Genomic DNA, 18477 nt, shown 5'->3' on the forward strand with positions numbered 1-18477 from the left:
TCAGTGTGCCGGCCGGCCCGTGCGGCCGGCCATGAACGCGGCGGCGTCGGCCGCCGTCATGCCGCGCGCGTCGCGCGCTTCGGGATTGGCGCCGTGTTGCGTGAGCAGTTCGACGATTTCCGTACGCTGGAACATCGCCGCAACCATCAGCGCCGTGCGGCCGTCGGGCGAAGCGCCTTCGACGTCCGCGCCGTGTCCCAGCAGGATTTCAATGATCTCCCGGTAGCCCTTGTACGCGGCACCGGCAATCGGCGTCTGTCCCATCGCATTGCGCGTATCCGGCGACGCGCCGGCGGCCAGCAGCGTGCGCAGCGCATCGGCATGACCGTGATAGGCGGCCAGCATCACCAGGCTGTCGCCTTTTTCGTTGCGCAGGTTCGGCGGCATGCCGCGTTCGATCAGCGCCGCCAGCGCGGCCGCCTCGCCATTGCGTGCCAGGTCGAACACCTGGCCCAGCGCAGCGATCATGCGGGCTTCTTCATCGGCGGTCATGGTGGGGGCTTGGGTCGGATCCATCTGTTGCCTCGTCTTGCTTTCGTCATGAGGGCGGGACGCGCCCGCCCTCTGCCCCGGGCCCTCTCCCGCTGGCGGGAGAGGCAAACACCGGGGGGCCTGGCTTACGTCGATGACTTCGCTTCGATCTTCTCGATCGCCGCCGCGACACCGGCACCGTAGGCCGGATCGGCCTGCGTGCAATGCAGGATATGGCGCTGCTGCACCGGCTTGGACACGCCCTGGATGGCGCGGGCGGTATTGTCGAACAGCGCCTGCTGCTGCGCCGGCGACATCAGGCGGAACAGGTCGCCCGCCTGCGAGAAGTAGTCGTCGTCCACGCGGTGATTCCAGTGGTCGGCGGCGCCTTCCACCGACAGCGGCGGCTCACGGAAGTCGGGCTGCTCGGTCCACTCGCCACGGGTGTTCGGCTCGTAGGCAATGGTGCCGCCCGCGTTGCCGTCGGTGCGGCCACGGCCGTCGCGGTGATAGCTGTTGACGTACCGCGCTGCCTTCGGCGAGTTCACCGGAATCAGGTGGTGGTTCACGCCCAGGCGGTAACGCTCGGCATCGCCGTACGAGAACAGGCGGCCATGCAGCATCTTGTCCGGCGAGAAGCCGATGCCCGGGACGATCGTCGACGGCGCGAACGCGGCCTGTTCCACCTCGGCGAAATGGTTCTCCGGATTGCGGTTCAGCTCCAGCACGCCCACTTCGATCAGCGGATAGTCCTTCTTCGACCAAATCTTGGTCAGGTCGAACGGGTTGTGGCGATACTTGCTGGCGTCGGCCTCGGGCATGATCTGCACGAACAGCTTCCAGCGCGGAAAGTCGCCGCGCTCGATGGCTTCGTACAGATCGCGCTGATGGTATTCGCGGTCGCGGCCGGTGACCTCTGCGGCTTCGGCGTCGGTCAGGTTCTGGATGCCCTGCTGGGTCACGAAGTGGAACTTCACCCAGTGGCGCTGCATGTCCTTGCTGATAAAGCTGTACGCATGGCTGCCAAAGCCGTGCATATGGCGCCAGCTACGCGGAATGCCCCGGTCGCTCATGGTGATGGTGACCTGGTGGAACGACTCGGGCAGGCTGGTCCAGAAATCCCAGTTGTTCTCGGCGCTACGCATGCCCGTGCGCGGATCGCGCTTCACGGCGTGGTTCAGGTCGGGGAACTTGAGCGGATCGCGCAGGAAGAAGACCGGCGTGTTGTTGCCCACCAGATCCCAGTTGCCTTCCTCGGTATAGAACTTGATGGCGAAGCCGCGAATGTCGCGCTCGGCATCGGCTGCGCCGCGCTCGCCGGCCACCGACGAGAAACGCATGAAGAGTTCGGTCTTCTTGCCGATCTCCGAAAACAGGTTGGCGCGTGTGTACTGGGTGATGTCGTGCGTGACGGTGAACGTGCCGTAGGCACCCGAGCCCTTGGCGTGCATGCGACGCTCGGGGATGACTTCGCGGTCGAAGTGGGCGAGCTTTTCCAGGAACCAGACATCCTGGAGCAGGGCCGGTCCGCGCGGGCCGGCCGTCTGGATGTTGTTGTTGTCGACGACGGGCGCGCCGAAAGCGGTCGTGAGCTTATTCATGGGATTCCTTGATGCAGACGGCCGGGCCTCGTGGGCCTGGCCTGGACGTTTGTGGGTCTGACTAGCAGGCTGACACCGATGGCGCGAAGCACCGGCGGAAGTCGATTTAACTATCGCAGATGGACTACGACAAGTCATATCGTATTGATCAATGACTGCGATAGGCCATCAGACTTTTGGGTTACTGAATTAAGAGTTTTGCTATGGACGGCATGCTTGTGTTCAAGCACGGCCCGCCCTTTTGACACAAATTTGATATTGCCGAGTTGGATATTTTCAGTAACTGGACAGCGAAATCCTTAGGCTGAAGGCGTAATGAGACAGTCAGGGAGCTTGCCATGACGATGTGGATGGCCTGTCGGATCGGAATCGCGGTGATCGCCCTGGTGGCGTTGGCCGCGCTGTTCGCATGCCAGTATCGGCTGTCGTCCCGCGTATCGCGCAGATGGCCAGCGCGCCGCAGCCGCCAGGACGATGCCCTTCAGTCGTCGGACGTGGCGAACTGGAACTGACCCTTGCCCTGGGCCTTGGCCCGGTACAGCGCACGGTCGGCCAGGTGCAGGATGTCGTCGGCGGTCAGGCCCTCGGGACGAACGTGGGCAATGCCGATGCTGACGCCGAGCCGGGCCTGGTGGCCCGTGGAAAGCAGATAGGGCGCGCTCACTTCGCGCAGCAGGTCCTGCGCCAGCGCCTGCACGCTCTGCGTGCTTTCGTTGCGTAGCACGATGACGAATTCGTCGCCGCCAATGCGGTAGACCAGGCCCCGGCCCGGCACCGCGCCACGCAGGCGCTCGCCGACCCGCACCAGCAATTCGTCGCCGCTGCCGTGGCCGAGCGAGTCATTGACCGGCTTGAAGCCGTCCAGATCCATATAGAGCAGGGTCAGGTATCGGCCCGCCGCCATGCGATGCGCGCTGGCCTCGCGGATTTCGGCAAGCAGGCTGGACCGGTTCAACAGGCCGGTCAGGGAATCGTGGCGGGCCCGGTGGGCGTTTTCGCGCTCGGACCGCATGGTGGCCACCACCATCGCATTCATGCGAAACGATGCGCTGGTCATGCTGATGACATAGACCGGCAGTTGCAGCAGGGTCAGCAGGAACAGCGGTTCGTGGGCCACCAGCGCGCCCGCGCAGATCGGGCCCAGGCTCAGCAGGATCATCAGGGCGGTCATGCGCGGCGTGCCGTAGTTGCGGAAGCAGATGCCGCCACACATGGCCGCCGCCGACAGGCATGCCATGGCCGCGCTGAGCCAGTCGCCGCTGACGACGCTCAGGTACGCGCCCAGGCCGACGCTGGCGGCCCAGGCCAGCGTCAGGAACATGTGCCAGTCGGTAGGGGTGGGGCGCCCCGCGCGCGAGGCGCGGCGGGCCAGCAACAGCACGGTCACGCGCGACAGGCAGATGGCGATTTCAAGCCCGAGCCAGACCAGGAATTCGGGGCGGCGCAGATGGAGCGTGATGACCGTGGCCACCATTAGCGTATTGAGGATGCCGCCGAAAAAGATCGACAGCGTGCCAAAGAGGCTGCCGACCAGTGCGTCGCGGATCTCGGCTGGCACGTCCCGGCCCGGCTCCGCCAGCCAGCGCGTGAATCCCCAGCGCGGCGCGCTGTAGACCTGGCCCGGCAGGAACATTGGGGAATAGCGTTGGGTCATTGCCCGACCATTCTGCCAGACCGACGTTACGCCGCATGCACCTGGCAGGGGGTACTTGAGCGGGGTTGTGCGTCCGCGCGGGGCTCGGCCGAAGCATGCGAAGTCCCATGTTGCACCGCAATGTGACGGTGTCGCTGTATACGCGAAAAGTGTCTCATGCAGCGCTTATTCGCCACCCCTTGGCAGGTTTACCGTGCCTTTTCGAACCGCGCTTATATCCTTACAGGGAAAACAACGTGCAGGAGACAACGATGCAAGCGAGGTTTGCGCGCGGCATTGCGCAGACGCCACTGACCGTGGCGGCCCGGGAATATCCGCTGGCGGAGGAGGCCGCCATGCCCGAGGTCGGCGATCTGGTGACCGTCTTTAGCCAGGACCTGGAGACCGAGTTCAATGTCCGCCTGAACGCCGTGGCGGGGCCCGACCTCTGGTACGGCGTGATCTATGCCATCAATCGCGGCGCCGAAATGCTGGTGGTGGCCGAGGGGCTGGAACTGGACGATGTAGTCAGCGTGCGGCGCCAGGAAATCGCGTCGGTCATCCGGGCGGATCATCCGCATTGAGGGTCGCCACGGGGGCTGCCCGGTGCGGCCCACCGGCGCCGGACGTTGCCGGCCAGGTCTGGCCCCGGGTATGCTGCGCCTGCACAAGCGTCCGCTTGCATCGCGGGCATGCCCACATCCAGCCTGTCACCGTCTTTCATGTCATCGTCATTCACGACCGCCGCCTCTTCCCGCCTGTTCATCGCCGGCCCCGCCGGGCAACTTGAAGTCCTGGCCGATACCCCCGACGGCGCGCCACGGGGGATCGCCGTGGTCGCGCATCCGCACCCCAGCCAGGGTGGAACCGCCGAGCACAAGATCCCGCAATTGCTGGCCCGCGTGCTGCAGGCGCATGGCTTTCTGACGCTGCGGCCGAACTACCGTGGGGTGGGGCAAAGCGAGGGCCAGTACGACGATGGCAATGGCGAGACCGACGATGTGCTGGCCGTGATCCGCCACTTGCGGGCCGAACATCCGGACCTGCCGCTCGCGCTGGCCGGTTTCTCGTTCGGCGGCTTTATCCAGGCCCGCGCCGCCGCACAGCTGGCGGCGGACGGCGAGCCGGTTGCCCACCTGATCCTGACCGGCATGCCGGCGGGCGCGCTGTCTGAAACGCTGTCCTATGACACGCCGGCCGTGGCGGCCCACGCACTGATCGTGCACGGCGAGCGCGACGAGCGCGTGCCGCTGGCCAATGTCTTCAACTGGGCGCGGCCTCAGGAATTGCCGGTGGTGGTACTGCCCGGGGCCGGCCATTTCTTTACCGGCAAGCTGCCGGGGCTGCGCCAGGTGGTGGACGAATACCTGAGCCGGCCGCAAGCCTGACGGCCACGGCCGGCGGGGGTCAGAACTGGTAATTGATCGAAATATCGCCAGTCCAGCTGGTGGAGCGCGACGTCACCGGGCTGTTGCGGGCATCGCCCACCAGCGCGGACACGCCCACGTCGGCCGTGGTGAACCAGTGCTTGCTGAAGAACCACATGGCCGAGATGCCGCCGCCGTAGGACTTGATGCCCGCGCCGGCGTGGTGCTGCGGCAGGCCCGATCGCGCCGACTGCTCTGCCGTGACGCCGTACCAGCGGCTCATGTAGGCGGAGTCGGCAAAGGTCATGGTGGGGCCCGCGAACCAGAAGAAGTTCTCGTTGCTGCCCGGCAGCGGCATGTAGGCGCCGATGTCACCGATCACGCCGTTCGCGCCGCCGAACTGGCGCCGCACATTGGCGCGGATCACCAGCGGGAATTCCTTCGATACCACGTATTCGGCAAACAGCTTTGTCTCCGCCGCCATGCCGATATTGCCCAGCCCGCCGAGATGGTCGTGGTCGTGCTTCTCGCGGCGCCCGAAATCGTAGGTCAAGGCGATGCCGGCGCGCAGGTTGTTGGTGTGGATGATGTTCCAGCCCAGGCCTTCGCCGGTGGACAGGAATGCCAGGTCGCGGTAGCGGATGTCGATGACCGGGCCGGCCAGCACGAAGTAGTTGGTGGTGCCCTCGTAATACGGCCGGACGCTGGCGGCGGCGCCGACGCGCACTTCCCATTTCTCGGGCTCGCCCTCGAACAGTTTTTCCAGCGGCACCCCCACGGAATACTGCCATTCGGCCAGCGGCGCCGGGGTCTGGGCCTGGGCGCGGGGCATCCACAGCAGGGCCAGGACGATGAGCAGCGCAAGGATCGGCCAATGGCGCAAGGGGTGGCGGACAGCCATGGACGGCAGGGTGGGAAACGGGACGCGCCACGACGGCTGGCTATCCGGGATGATCGACACTTGATTCTCCGGTCTTCTTGTTACCCCAGGGCCGGGGCGGAATCGACATCTAACGGGACAACGGGCCGTCTGGATGACGGCAACTTATCTTTTCACCGGACACTGCCGCCGGTAACTTCCCGCAATCCCACAACCGTGTAGGAAGGACGCCGATTTCGGCGTCAGCCGATGGCGCCTACCATGCAGCAGGGGCAATGCGCGCGCCTAGTCGTTGACGTCCAGCTCGTCGCCGCGCCAGTCGCGTCGCATGATCAGAAACGTGAACGAAGTCGACCATCCGATCAGAATCAGGCCCACCAGCGGTTGCACCGAAGCCAGCAGCCGCAAGGGCCCAACCGGGAAGATATCTCCAATACTCTGTGTCGTGAAAGTTTCCAGCGAGAAATAGATATAGGCGATGGCACCATGTTGGCGCATGCCGGTCAATTTGCCGATGTGCAGCACGTCGGTGCCGAGCCAGTAGCCGGCGCTGAACACCATGGCCTCGATGCAATGCGTCATGATGATCAGCACGATCACCGCGCCGATATTGAGCTTGCCGCTGAGCCGTTTCGGATGGAATTCCGAGATCAGCCGCAGCGCCTCGTAGTGGATGCCCACGCTGAGCACGGTCAGGGCGCCGGTGAGCGCGATGGCAATCAGGTACTGGAGTGGCGTGTCATCCATGGCCGACATGGCGCGTGAGAGAAGGCCAGACTATACGGCGGCTCGCCCCGTGTAAATGGATCGGCGGCGATGCCGGGCGCAGGCGAACGGATACAAGGCGGGTTTCCGGCTGCCAGATGCGCCGGAGAAGTTCGGGGTGGCTGGCGGGCACGGACCGGTGGGAACGGGGGGGAACTGGAATGAACAACACGGACGGCAGCGTGCCGTCGACAGATTTCGATGGAGGGGGGCCTGGGTTCCTGGCCGGTGCCGGCGAGATGGCGGCGCTGATCCGCCAGTTCCACTGGAACACCACGCCGCTGGGGCCGCCCGCACAATGGCCGCAGAGCCTGAAGACCGCCATCCGCATCATGCTGACGTCGCGCCAGCCGATCTGGATTGGCTGGGGCGCGGATCTTCTCTTCTTCTACAACGACCCGTACAAGGCGATCATCGGCGGCAGGCACCCGGTGGCGCTGGGCCGGCCGACGGCCGAAGTCTGGCATGAGATCTGGCCGGAAATCGGCCCCCTGCTGGCCACGGCCATGGCGGGCACGGAAGGCACCTTCGTCGAGCAGAAGCTGCTGATCATGGAGCGCAACGGGTATCCCGAGGAAACGTACTACACGTTCTCGTACAGCCCGGTGCCAGACGACCACGGCGGCACCGGGGGCATCATCTGCGCCAACAGCGAGGACACCGAGCGCGTGGTGGCCGAGCGGCAACTGAAACTGCTGCGGGAGCTGGCGGCGTCGGCCACCAACGCACGCAGCGGCATCGATGCCAGCCGGCTGGCCGTCGCGGCGCTACACGTGAACCGTTGGGACATTCCGTTCGCGCTGCTGTACATGGGCGGGCGCGGGGAGCAGACGCTGGCGCTCGCGGCCAGCGCCGGCATCGCCGCGAACCATCCGGCCGCGCCGCATACCCTGGACGCCGCCGATCCGCTGGCAGCCTGGCCTGCCGGCGAGGCGATACACACGGGCGTGGCGGTACACGTTGACGACCTTGGCAGCCGCTTTGCCGCGCCCTTGCCCGGCGGCGCCTGGCACATGGCGCCGCGCGCGGCCGTGGTGTTGCCGGTGCAGCTGTCGGGCGAAAGCGTGCCCAGCGGCGTGCTGGTGGTCGGGCTTAACCCTTGCCGACTGTTCGGTGAGCGTTATCGGGCGTTCCTGGACCTGGTGGTCGGACAGATCAGCCAGGCCATCAGCTATGCGAAGGCCTATGAGGAAGAACGGCAACGCGCCGAGGCGCTGGCCGAAATCGACCGTGCGAAGACCACGTTCTTTTCCAATATCAGCCACGAGTTCCGTACGCCGCTGACGCTGATGCTGGGGCCGCTGGAAGAAATGCTTCATCGCGACGGCGTGGCCGATGGGGATCGCGCGCTGGCGGAGGTCGCCCATCGCAATGGCCAGCGGCTGCTGAAGCTGGTGAACGGGCTGCTGGATTTCTCGCGGATCGAGGCCGGGCGCGTGCAGATGTCTGCGCAGCCGACCGACCTGGCCGCCTTCACGGCCGACCTGGCATCGCTGTTCCGCTCGGCGGTGGAATCGGCCGGCATGCGGCTGGAGGTCGATTGCGCGGCGCTGCCCGCGGCCGTGGCGGTGGATCGGGAGATGTGGGAATCGGTGGTGCTCAACCTGCTGTCGAACGCGTTCAAGTACACCTACACGGGCGAGATCGCGGTAAAGCTGGAGCCGCTCGATACCGGCGAAGTGGCGCTGTGCGTCAGCGACACCGGTATCGGCATTGCCGCCGAAGAGCTGCCGCGTCTGTTCGAGCGGTTCCACAGGGTGGAGGGTGCGGTCGGGCGGTCCATCGAAGGCAGCGGCATCGGCCTGGCCATGGTCCAGGAACTGGTGCGACTGCACGGCGGACGGATCGATGTGCAGAGTACCCCTGGCAAGGGCTCGCGCTTTTGCGTGACGCTGCCGCGCGAGGCCGTGGTGGCGGAGCCGGCGCCCATTCCGGCGGCCACCAGCGCGCGGGCGCTGGCCTACGTCGATGCCGCCCGGCGCTGGGTGCCGGGCGCCGACGATGTGCCGGCGCCGCCGGCGATCGAGGACATGTCCGAGCCGGGCCCGCAAGGCGCCGAGGTGCGCGGCCGGCTGCTGGTGGCCGACGACAATGCCGACCTGCGCCACTACATGCACCGCATCCTGCAGTCGGCGGGGCATCAGGTGCATGTGGCGGCGGACGGCCAGCAGGCGCTGGAGATGGCGCGGCGCATTGCGCCGGACCTGATCGTCTCCGACGTGATGATGCCCCGGCTCGATGGCTTCGGGCTGCTGCGCAGCGTCCGCGATGACGCGGCGCTGCGCCAGACGCCGGTACTGCTGCTGTCGGCCCGCGCGGGCGAGGAGGCGCGTGTCAGCGGCCTGGCGTCAGGCGCGGATGACTACCTGATCAAGCCGTTCAACGCGCGCGAACTGCTGGCGCGCGTGGCCAGCAACCTGCGGCTGTCCCAACTGCGCCGGCAGGCCGAGCGCGAATTGCAGGACATGAACGCGTCGCTCGAACGGCGCGTGGGCGAGACCGTGGCCGACCGCGATCGGCTCTGGGAACTGAGCGAAGATCTGCTGATGGTGATTGGCGCCGACGGCATGCTGGAGCGCGTCAGTCCGTCATGGGAGCGGGTGCTGGGCCATGCGGCGAGCGTGGTGATCGGCCGCTCGTGCATGGTGCTGGTGCATCCCGAAGACCTGGTGCCGGTGACCGAACAGATGCTCGCCCTGCGGCGGGAAGGTGTGCCGGTGCGCTACGAATGCCGGATGCTCGGTGCCGATGGAGCCGAGCGGTGGATGGCCTGGCGGCTGTCGCTCGATCCTGCGAACGGCCGCATCCATGGCGTGGGCCGCGACGTGACGGGCGACAAGGCGGCGGCGCAGGCGCTGCGGCATGCCGACGAGGCGCTGCGCATGGCGCAGAAGATGGAGGCCATCGGCAAGCTGACCGGCGGCGTGGCCCACGACTTCAACAACCTGCTGCAGGTGATCGGCGGCAATCTGCATCTGCTGTCGCGCGACGTGGCGGGCGATGAGCGCTCGGAGGCGCGCGTACGCAATGCGCTGGCCGGCGTGGCGCGCGGCGCCAAGCTGGCGTCGCAACTGCTGGCATTCGGCCGCCGCCAGCCGCTGGCGCCCAAGGTGGTCAACCTGGGGCGCTTCGTGCGCGGCCTGGACGACATGCTGCGGCGGGCGCTGGGCGATGGCGTCGAGATCGAAACGGTGATCGGGGCGGGTTTGTGGAATACGCTGATCGATCCGTTCCAGGTGGAAATCGCGCTGCTGAACCTGGCGATCAACGCGCGTGACGCCATGAACGGCCACGGCCGCCTGACAGTGGAGGCCGGCAATGCGTCGATCGATGACGTCTACGCACGCCACAATGCCGACGTGGCGCCGGGCCAGTACGTGATGCTGGCCGTGACCGATACCGGCGCGGGCATGCCGCCCGAGATCCAGGAGCAGGTGTTCGAGCCGTTCTTCACGACCAAGCCCGAAGGCCAGGGCACGGGCCTGGGCCTGAGCATGGTGTATGGCTTCGTGCGGCAGTCGGGCGGCCATGTGAAGATCTATAGCGAGGTGGGCGTGGGCACCACGGTGCGGCTCTACCTGCCGCGTGCCGACGAGCCGGAAGACCTGGAAGTCGCGATCGACAGCGGGCCGGCCGGCGGGGGCACCGAAACCGTGCTGGTGGTGGAAGACGACGAGGATGTCCGGGCGACGGTGGTCGAGATGCTGTCAGGGCTCGGCTACCGCGTGCTGAAGGCGCGCGACGCGATGAGCGCGCTGGCTATCGTCGAAAGCGGCGTGCCGATCGACCTGCTGTTCAGCGACGTGGTCATGCCGGGGCCGCTGCGCAGCCCGGAGATGGCGCGCAAGGTGCGCGAGCGGCTGCCGGGCATCGCGGTACTGTTCACGTCCGGCTATACGGACAACGCCATCGTGCATACCGGCCGGCTCGATGCCGGCATCGAACTGCTGAGCAAGCCATACACCCACGAGGCGTTGGCGCGCAAGGTGCGGCAGATGCTGGTGAGCGGCGGCGCGAAGCTGGCGCCAGTGGACGCGGCGCCAGCATTGCTGGTGGATGGCGCGCCGACGCAGGCGGCGGCCGTGCCGGACGGCGTGGGCATCGAAATGCCGCGCCCCCAGCGCGTGGTCTTTGTCGAGGATGACGACCTGCTGCGGGCCAGTACGGCGGAACTGATGCGCACGCTGGGCATCGACGTGATCGAGGCGCGCAACGACGCCGAGGCCATGGTCGCGCTGGGCGGCGACGATATCGATGTGCTGCTGACGGATGTGGGGCTGGGCGGCGTGTCGGGCGTGGATCTGGCGATTCACGCCTGCCGGCTGCTGCCGGCGCTGCGGGTGATCTTCGTGAGCGGCTACGAAGTGGTGTTGACGCCTGCGCAGCGCGACGCGTTGCCGAACGCGGTCATGCTGCGCAAGCCGTATGCGTTGACCGATTTCATCAACGTACTGCAAGCCCGCCCGGAGGGCGGGTAACACTTGCTGGGGCGGTTCAGAGGGCCGAGGCGACGAGTGCCGCCGCGGCACCGCTGGCGGCACTCAGTGCCAGCCATCCGCCCAGGATCAGGGCGCTGTTGCGGAAAGACATGATGGGCTCCGTGGAGAGAGGGCCGGAACCGATCGGGGCTCCGGCTACAACAGGTGGACCGCCTGCATCGGGCGGGGATCAGGCGTTGGCGCCGTCGGTGTAGACGTCGCGGGCGCGGGCACCGTCATAGAACGGGTTGCGCGGCTGGTTCACGCTGCGGGCGCCGTCGTAGTACGGGTCGACCTTGCGGGCCGGGCTGGCCGACACGCCAACGCGGTCCAGGCCTGCGACGATGCGTGCGCCGTCGGTGTACGGATCGGCCTTGCCAACCTTGGCACCGTCCGTGAACGGGTCAGCCTTGCCAACGCGTGCGCCTTCGGTGAACGGGTCGAACTTGCCCTGGCGGGCGCCGTCGGTGAATGCGCTGCGTTGATCCTGCACGCGGTAGGTGTAGCCGTAGACTTCGCCGGCCTTCTGGGCGGCGGGGGCGGCTTGCACGGCACCGGTCACGAAAGCGGCTGCGAGGGCGGCGGCGGTAACGATGGTCTTGGCATTCATGGTGGCTCTCCTTGCTGGGTGGCCGGGCGATCACGTCGTGGTTCGCGCAGGCCGGATAACTGTGGCGATGTCGGAGGTTTCTTTTTTGCTATCTACTGGTAGGTAGATTTGATCGACTAAAAAAAGAACCGTCTCCGGTACTGATTCACTGCCTGGTGTTGCCTGGAAGGTGCCTTGCTGTCTGCTTCTTGCTGCAAGGCGTCGTCCATGGCTTAAATATTATCTACTACTAGATAGATAAGCAAGGGGTTTTTGCAAAGCACAATCGTAGAAGTACGAAATATGGATCGCTGCGCCGTGACGGGCGGTATGTAGTGGTGGAATAACCCTTTGAATTTCAAGAGGAAAGATCGAATTCTATCGATCTCCTCTTCCTGATTAGAGTGTTTGCTCTAATTTTTCGAGAGGGTCTGATCCCGCAGTGCAACCAGCCCCAGCAGAAGGATGCGCGTGTGTTCCTGCAACACATCGTGCACCTGGCGGGTTTCGGGCTCGCCAAAGCCGTCCCATTCCAGGGCACGCAGCACGTGACGCCGCATGATCTTGAAGGCGGCGATCTGGCTATCGATCGCCACGGTGCGGATGCGCGTGGTCTCGTCGGTGGCCGGCTGGCCGGTCAATCGGCCGATCAGCGCGGAGGTCAGGGCAAAGATCCGCCGGTTGATCCCGGCGTCGATGCGTTCGAAGGCCGTTGGCGGCCCCATCCCGGCCCGCTCGCGGGCCATGAACTGGCGCCAGTGATCGGTCTCGGGGCATTCATACAGGAAGTTCGCAAAGCGTGACTGCAGCGCCAGGTAGGCGTCGATCAGGTCCGCATCGGCCGCGTCGGGGCGGGCAAGCAAGCCTTCGGCCGCTGCCACCACGTCCTGCAGCATGGCCCAGGCGCGCTCGACAAAATACTCGATGCAGGCCAGGTACACGCCTTCCTTGTTGTCGAAGTAGTACTGCAGGGCCGGCGCGTTGACGTTGGCCTCGCGCGCAATATCGCGCGTCGAGGCGCCGTCGAAGCCGTGCGCGGCGAACAGCCGCATCGCCGCTTCAATGATCCGTGCCCGCGTTTCTTCCCCGCGCTGGTAGCCGCCTTCGGCCGCTGGCCTGTGTCGCGCCATGTCGACATGTCTCCCCGAGTGAACAGGCTGAAATATATCAGTTGACAGATTTATTCCGAGTGGAATAATTGCGCAGCATTCCCGACTCTTGCCGCCCCCGCCGCATTCCGCCCCATGTCAGTCCCCCATCCCAATGCGCCGGCCATGCCGGTGGATGTTGCATCGCAGCATAACCCAACGTCGCGCGCCAGCCGCCGGCGCACCGTGCTGATCGGCATTGGCGCCGCGCTGCTGCTGATTGCCCTGGTCATCGGTGCACGCTGGTGGCTCTATGGCCGTTTCATTGAAAGTACCGACGACGCCTATATCCAGGCCGACAGCGTGACCGTCGCGCCCAAGGTCAGCGGCTACGTGGCCGAAGTCTATGTACGCGACAACCAGCAGGTGGTGGCCGGGCAGGCGCTGGTGCGGCTCGACAACCGCCAGTACCAGGCGGCGTTCGACGAGGCGCAGGCCAACGTGGCGTCGCGCCAGGCCGATGTGGCGCGCGCCGATGCCGACCTGCAGCAGCAGAAGGCCCGCATCGCCCAGGCTGCCGCCGAAGTGGATGGCGCCCGCGCCAACGCGCGTTACGCGGCATCGCAAGTCGAACGCTACGCCCCGCTGGTCAAAACCGGCGCCGAAACCGAGGAGCGCACCGCCGAACTGCGCAACGCGCAGACGCGCGCATCGACCACGCTGGCCGCCAATGAGGCCGCGCTGAAGGTGGAGCAGAGCCAGACAGTGACGCTGCAGACCCGCCTGCAACAGGCGCGCGCCCAGCTTGAAGTGGCCGAGGCCAGTGCGCGCAAGTCGAAGCTGGATCTGGAAGACACCACCGTGCGCGCCACCACGGCCGGACGCGTGGCCGACAAGGGCGTGCGCGTGGGCCAGTGCGCCCAGCCCGGCACGCGGCTGCTGACCGTGGTGCCGGTGCAGGACCTCTATCTGACCGCCAACTTCAAGGAAACGCAGGTCGGCCGCATGCGTGCGGGCCAGCCCGTGTCGCTGCATGTCGATGCATTGTCCGGCGAAGCCCTGCATGGCGTAATCGACAGCCTGTCGCCGGGCACCGGCTCGCAGTTCGCGCTGCTGCCGGCGCAGAACGCCACCGGCAACTTCACCAAGATCGTCCAGCGCGTGCCGGTGCGCATCCACGTTGATGTGCCAAACGCGGCGCGGCCGGTGCTGGTGCCGGGTCTGTCGGTGACGGTCGATGTCGATACCCGCGAGCTGAATCCCGCGCAGGTGCGGGCGCCAGCCGCCGGCGCGAGCCGTGGCTGAGGCCGTGGCGCCGGGCCAGGCGTCCCCGGCACCCGTGGCCGCGCCGCAGCCGAACGCCACGGCGGCCGACTGGATCGCCGTGGCCGCCGGTTCGCTCGGCGCGCTGCTGGCCACGCTGGACATCTCGATCACCAACTCTGCGCTGCCGCAGATCCAGGGGCAGATCGGCGCGGCCGGCACCGAGGGCACGTGGGTGTCCACCGGCTATCTGATGGCCGAGATCGTGATCATCCCGCTGACCGCATGGCTCACGCGGGTGTTCGGCCTGCGCCGCTTCCTGATGTGGAACGCGCTGCTGTTCACGGCATTCTCGATGGTGTGCGGCATGTCGCACAGCCTGCCGCAGATGGTCATCGGCCGCATCGGGCAGGGCCTGGCCGGCGGTGCGATGATCCCCACCGCGCAGACCATCGTGCGCACCCGCCTGCCGCGCCACCAGATGCCCATCGGCATGTCGATGTTCGGCCTGATCGTGCTGCTGGGGCCGTTGCTGGGTCCGGTGGTGGGCGGCTGGCTGGCCGAGAACATCAACTGGCGCTGGTGCTTCTTCCTGAACGTGCCGATCACGGCCGTGCTGGTGCCGCTGCTGTATTTCGGCCTGAAGGCCGAGCGCGCCAACGTGGACGCGTTCTTCAAGGCCGACTGGCTGGGCATCGTCGGCCTGACCATCGGGCTCAGCTCGCTGACCGTGGTGCTGGAAGAGGGCCAGCGCGAGCAGTGGTTCGAGTCGCAGTTCATCGTCTACCTGTCGATGCTGTCGGTCATCGGGCTGACGATGATGCTGGTCAGCCAGTTCACGGCGAAGCAGCCCATCGTGCGGCTGCGGCTGCTGCTGAACAAGAACTACGCCAGCGTGATCCTGATCGTGACCACGGTGGGCGCGGGCCTGTACGGCGTGTCGTACCTGTTGCCGCAGTTCCTGTCGCTGATTGCCGGCTACAACGCCGAGCAGGCTGGCGGCATCATGCTGCTGTCGGGGCTGCCGGCGTTCCTGCTGATGCCGGTGCTGCCGCGCATCCTGGGCAAGTTCGACAGCCGCTGGCTGGTCATCAGCGGGCTGGTGTGCTTCTTTGCCAGCTGCATGCTCGATATCGGCCTGACCGTGGACAGCGTCGGGCACGACTTCACCGTTTCGCAAATCCTGCGCGGCTTTGGCCAGATCCTGGCGATGATGCCGCTGAACCAGGCGTCGATGGCGGCGGTGGCCACCCACGAGGCCGGCGACGCCGCCGGGCTCTACAACATGGCGCGCAACCTGGGCGGGTCGATTGGCCTGGCCCTGCTGGGCACGCTGATCGACCGCCGCAATGCCTATCACGACTCGGTCATCCGCGAATCGGTCACGGCCAACAGCAGCATCGGCCAGGAGCATATGACGTCGACCATCGCCGGGTTCGTGGCCCAGGGCGGCGACTTCGCCCATGCGCAACTCCAGGCCGTGGCCCAGCTCAGCGGCGAGATCGCGCGACAGGCCGCCGTGATGACGTTCTCCGAAACCTTCTTTGCCCTTGGCATCGCGCTGCTGTGCTGCGTGCCGCTGGCCCTGCTGCTCAAGCCGCCCCGCCCGGGCGCGCCTGTTTCCTCCGGTCATTGATCATGTCTGTCCTTTCATCTGCCAGGCTGCCGCGCCTGCTGACCCTTGCCGCCGCCTCGCTCGCTGCCGGATGGCTGGTGGCCGGCTGCACGGTGGGCCCCGACTACCGCAGCGCGCCCGAAGTGGCCGGCACCGCCATCGACGCGGGACGCTTCCCGCACGCGCCGGCCCAGGCTCAGCCCGTTGCGCCGCGCGCCGCCGACTGGTGGCACGCCTTGGGCGATACCCAGCTCGATACGCTGATCGAGACCGCGCTCCAGGACAGCCCCGATATCGACGTGGCGCGCGCCCGCGTGCGCCAGGCCCGGGCCGGGCTCGATAGCAACAAGGCCAATCTGCTGCCGAAGGTGGGTTTCGATGCGGCGATGCTGCGCACCCGCTCGCCCGACCTGTCGGCGCTGTCTGGCAATGGATCGTCGGGTGGCGGGCGCGGTCCGCTGTCGCTGTACATCGCCAGCTTCGATGCCAGCTGGGAGATCGATCTGTTCGGCGGCACGCGCCGGTCGATCGAGGCGGCCTCCGCCGAAGCCGATGCGGCCTCGGCGCAGTTGGCGGACGCGCATGTGCAGCTGGCCGCCGAGGTGGCGCAGGCCTATATCACGCTGCGCGAACAGCAGGCGAGCCTGGCGCACCTGCAGGATTCCGAGAAGCTGGAGGCCGACATGCTCGACCTGACGCAGCAGCGGCGCGCACGCGGCGTGGCGTCGCAGCTCGAAGTGGAGCGCCTGCTGACACAGCTCGACAACACGCGGGCGCAGATGTCGCCGGTGCAGGCCAGCATCGCCGAACAGTTCGACCAGCTGGCGCTGCTGACCGGCCGTGCTCCGGGGACGCTCGATGCGGCGCTGTCGGCCGCCCGGCCGTTGCCCCGCGTGCCCGAGACCGTGGCGGTGGGCGATCCGGCGGCGCTGCTCAAGGCCCGGCCCGATATCCGTGCGGCCGAACGCCGGCTGGCGTCGAGCACGGCGCAGATCGGCGTGCGCAAGGCCGACTGGTTCCCGAAGCTGTCGCTGCTGGGTTCGCTTGGGTTCAGCGCGATGGACCCTGGCCACCTGGCCCGCAAGGACAACGGCACGTGGCTGACGCTGCCGCGCCTGCAATGGAATATCCTCGATTTCGGCCGTGTGGCCGCCGGGGTGGACAGCGCGGAGGGCGGACGCGACGAGGCCGACGCCAACTATCGCAGCACGGTGCTCAAGGCCCTGCGCGATGCCGATGTGGCGCTTTCGCGCTACGGCCATCAGCGCGAACACGTGGTGGTGCTGCGCCGTGTGGAGGCATCGTCCGAACGGGCATCGACGCTGCAGCAGCAACGTTACCGTGCCGGCACGGCCAGCATGCTCGAATGGCTCGATGTGGAACGCACGCGCGTGGTGGCGCAGCAGAACCGCATCTCGGGCGATGCGGATCTGCTCAAGGACTACGTGTCGCTGCAGAAGTCGCTGGGGCTGGGATGGCAGACGGCGGCCGCCGCCGCGTCTGCGCCAACTGCCACAGCGGCCACACCGGCTTCCTGACCAGGAACGCGCGCGGCCGTGACGGCCGCATTTGCTGCGCCGCACGGCAACGCCAGCACGGCGGCCCCGGCGCGGCGGGCCGATTCTGCTCCGGCTTTCCGATTCGGCTGTTGCTTTCGCATGGAAAGTGCGGGTGCAGCAATTGCAAGAGAAACGCCGACAGCCGAACCGGACGAAGCCGACTTTTGGACAAACAGCCAGCACCGCAGACTGCCAAGTGGATAGAATCGCCGTGGGCATTCTCCCTGCGGCGCCGATTGCAACAATGTGTTACGGGCGGCGGAGGACGGGATGCAGAACAACAGACAAATCGCCCATGCACTTCAACGCCAACGACAGCATCCTGGTCAACATCGTCACCAGCGTGGTGGTGATTCTTGCCGGCACGCTGGTGGTCAAGCTGATCAACCGCTTCTTCTCGGCGCGGCTGCAGGCCGACAACCGGGGCAGCTATCGCGCCTGGACCGTGGCGTCGCGCAATCTGGTGGCGGCGGTGGTGTTCCTGCTGCTGCTGGGCATCTGGGTGTCCGAGCTCAAGAGCGTGGCGATCTCGCTGGCGGCGTTCGCGGCGGCCTTGCTGCTGGTCGGCAAGGAACTGGTGATGTGCTTCCTGGGTGCGTTCATGCGCATGATCACGCGCCCATTCCAGCTTGGCGACCTGGTGGAGATCGGCCCGTTCGGCGGCGAAGTCATCGACATGGACGTGATGTCCACCACGCTGGTGGAAGTGGCCGCCGCGCGCCAGTACACGGGCTTTACCGTGCAGGTGCCGAACAGCATGCTGCTGACGACGGCCGTGCGCAACCATTCGCAGGCCGGCGCCTATACGCTGGACATGGTGCGGATTCCGCTGGCCGTGGGCGACGATCCCGAAGCGGTGGAGGCGCTGCTGGTGCAGGTGGCGCGCCGCGCGTGCGAAGGCTTCATGGAAGAAGCGGGCCGCACGCTGCGGCGCTACGGGGACATGCGCTTCGTGGACCTGTCGCAGTTCGAGCCACGTGTGATATTCGAACCGTTCGACGTGACCCGCTTCGACGCCGTGGTGCGCTTTCCGGTGCCGGTCAGCGCACGGCTGGCGGTGGCGCAGCAGATCGTGCGCGGCTATTACCGCGAGCGGGCGCAGGGCCGGCCGGTGGATTCCGGGACGGCGCCCCCACCGGAAGCGCCCGCGGCGCAACCGTAGCGCGGG

Annotated in this window: 14 protein-coding genes; 7 read left to right on the top strand and 7 right to left on the bottom strand. The window is 66.9% G+C overall.

The window, feature by feature from the left end; all coding sequences use genetic code 11:
- The 3 genes from D9X30_RS06745 to D9X30_RS06755 form a co-directional block, all read right to left on the bottom strand.
- Positions 1–492, bottom strand: a complete 492-nt coding sequence (locus D9X30_RS06745) for an ankyrin repeat domain-containing protein (protein WP_153947145.1) — start codon at positions 490–492, stop codon at positions 1–3.
- Between the two features lie 125 nt (positions 493–617).
- The gene (locus D9X30_RS06750) at positions 618–2072 is read right to left on the bottom strand and encodes a catalase (RefSeq protein WP_153946969.1); all 1455 of its coding nucleotides are present in this window, start codon (positions 2070–2072) and stop codon (positions 618–620) included.
- A gap of 481 nt (positions 2073–2553) precedes the next feature.
- Positions 2554–3726, bottom strand: coding sequence for a GGDEF domain-containing protein (locus tag D9X30_RS06755; protein ID WP_153946970.1), 1173 nt, complete (start codon positions 3724–3726; stop codon positions 2554–2556).
- Between the two features lie 251 nt (positions 3727–3977).
- Between D9X30_RS06755 and D9X30_RS06760 the strand changes: the two genes are divergently transcribed.
- Together D9X30_RS06760 and D9X30_RS06765 are read left to right on the top strand one after the other, a co-directional pair.
- On the top strand, positions 3978–4289 hold the full coding sequence (locus tag D9X30_RS06760) for a hypothetical protein (protein ID WP_153946971.1): 312 nt from the start codon (positions 3978–3980) through the stop codon (positions 4287–4289).
- 138 nt (positions 4290–4427) lie between these two features.
- The gene (locus D9X30_RS06765) at positions 4428–5093 is read left to right on the top strand and encodes an alpha/beta hydrolase (protein ID WP_153946972.1); all 666 of its coding nucleotides are present in this window, start codon (positions 4428–4430) and stop codon (positions 5091–5093) included.
- A gap of 19 nt (positions 5094–5112) precedes the next feature.
- Here the strand turns inward: D9X30_RS06765 and D9X30_RS06770 are convergent, their stop codons facing one another.
- Both D9X30_RS06770 and D9X30_RS06775 read right to left on the bottom strand, forming a co-directional pair.
- Positions 5113–5973, bottom strand: a complete 861-nt coding sequence (locus D9X30_RS06770) for a MipA/OmpV family protein (protein WP_153947146.1) — start codon at positions 5971–5973, stop codon at positions 5113–5115.
- Between the two features lie 264 nt (positions 5974–6237).
- Positions 6238–6699: an ion channel gene (locus tag D9X30_RS06775; RefSeq protein WP_153946973.1), complete on the bottom strand. Its 462-nt coding sequence runs from the start codon at positions 6697–6699 to the stop codon at positions 6238–6240.
- A 179-nt stretch (positions 6700–6878) separates the two neighbouring features.
- On the opposite strand from D9X30_RS06775, the gene D9X30_RS06780 reads away from it, so the two are divergent.
- On the top strand, positions 6879–11195 hold the full coding sequence (locus D9X30_RS06780) for a response regulator (protein ID WP_228770842.1): 4317 nt from the start codon (positions 6879–6881) through the stop codon (positions 11193–11195).
- A gap of 190 nt (positions 11196–11385) precedes the next feature.
- Here the strand turns inward: D9X30_RS06780 and D9X30_RS06785 are convergent, their stop codons facing one another.
- Together D9X30_RS06785 and D9X30_RS06790 are read right to left on the bottom strand one after the other, a co-directional pair.
- Entirely contained in the window at positions 11386–11805 is a 420-nt protein-coding gene (locus D9X30_RS06785) for a copper resistance protein CopQ (RefSeq protein WP_153946974.1), read from the bottom strand.
- A 392-nt stretch (positions 11806–12197) separates the two neighbouring features.
- On the bottom strand, positions 12198–12914 hold the full coding sequence (locus D9X30_RS06790; protein WP_153946975.1) for a CerR family C-terminal domain-containing protein: 717 nt from the start codon (positions 12912–12914) through the stop codon (positions 12198–12200).
- Positions 12915–13028: 114 nt separating this feature from the next.
- On the opposite strand from D9X30_RS06790, the gene D9X30_RS06795 reads away from it, so the two are divergent.
- The 4 genes from D9X30_RS06795 (at position 13029) to D9X30_RS06810 (ending at position 18471) form a co-directional block, all read left to right on the top strand.
- Positions 13029–14177: an HlyD family secretion protein gene (locus D9X30_RS06795; protein WP_153946976.1), complete on the top strand. Its 1149-nt coding sequence runs from the start codon at positions 13029–13031 to the stop codon at positions 14175–14177.
- The gene (locus tag D9X30_RS06800; protein WP_502799615.1) at positions 14170–15771 is read left to right on the top strand and encodes an MDR family MFS transporter; all 1602 of its coding nucleotides are present in this window, start codon (positions 14170–14172) and stop codon (positions 15769–15771) included. The genes D9X30_RS06795 and D9X30_RS06800 overlap by 8 nt, the downstream gene beginning before the upstream one ends.
- 2 nt (positions 15772–15773) lie before the next feature.
- Positions 15774–17288, top strand: coding sequence for an efflux transporter outer membrane subunit (locus D9X30_RS06805; protein ID WP_153946977.1), 1515 nt, complete (start codon positions 15774–15776; stop codon positions 17286–17288).
- A gap of 316 nt (positions 17289–17604) precedes the next feature.
- Positions 17605–18471: a mechanosensitive ion channel domain-containing protein gene (locus D9X30_RS06810; RefSeq protein ID WP_153946978.1), complete on the top strand. Its 867-nt coding sequence runs from the start codon at positions 17605–17607 to the stop codon at positions 18469–18471.
- Positions 18472–18477: the final 6 nt, after the last annotated feature.

Origin of the sequence: Cupriavidus sp. U2, from assembly GCF_009663685.2 — a bacterium.
Lineage (GTDB): Bacteria > Pseudomonadota > Gammaproteobacteria > Burkholderiales > Burkholderiaceae > Cupriavidus > Cupriavidus necator_C.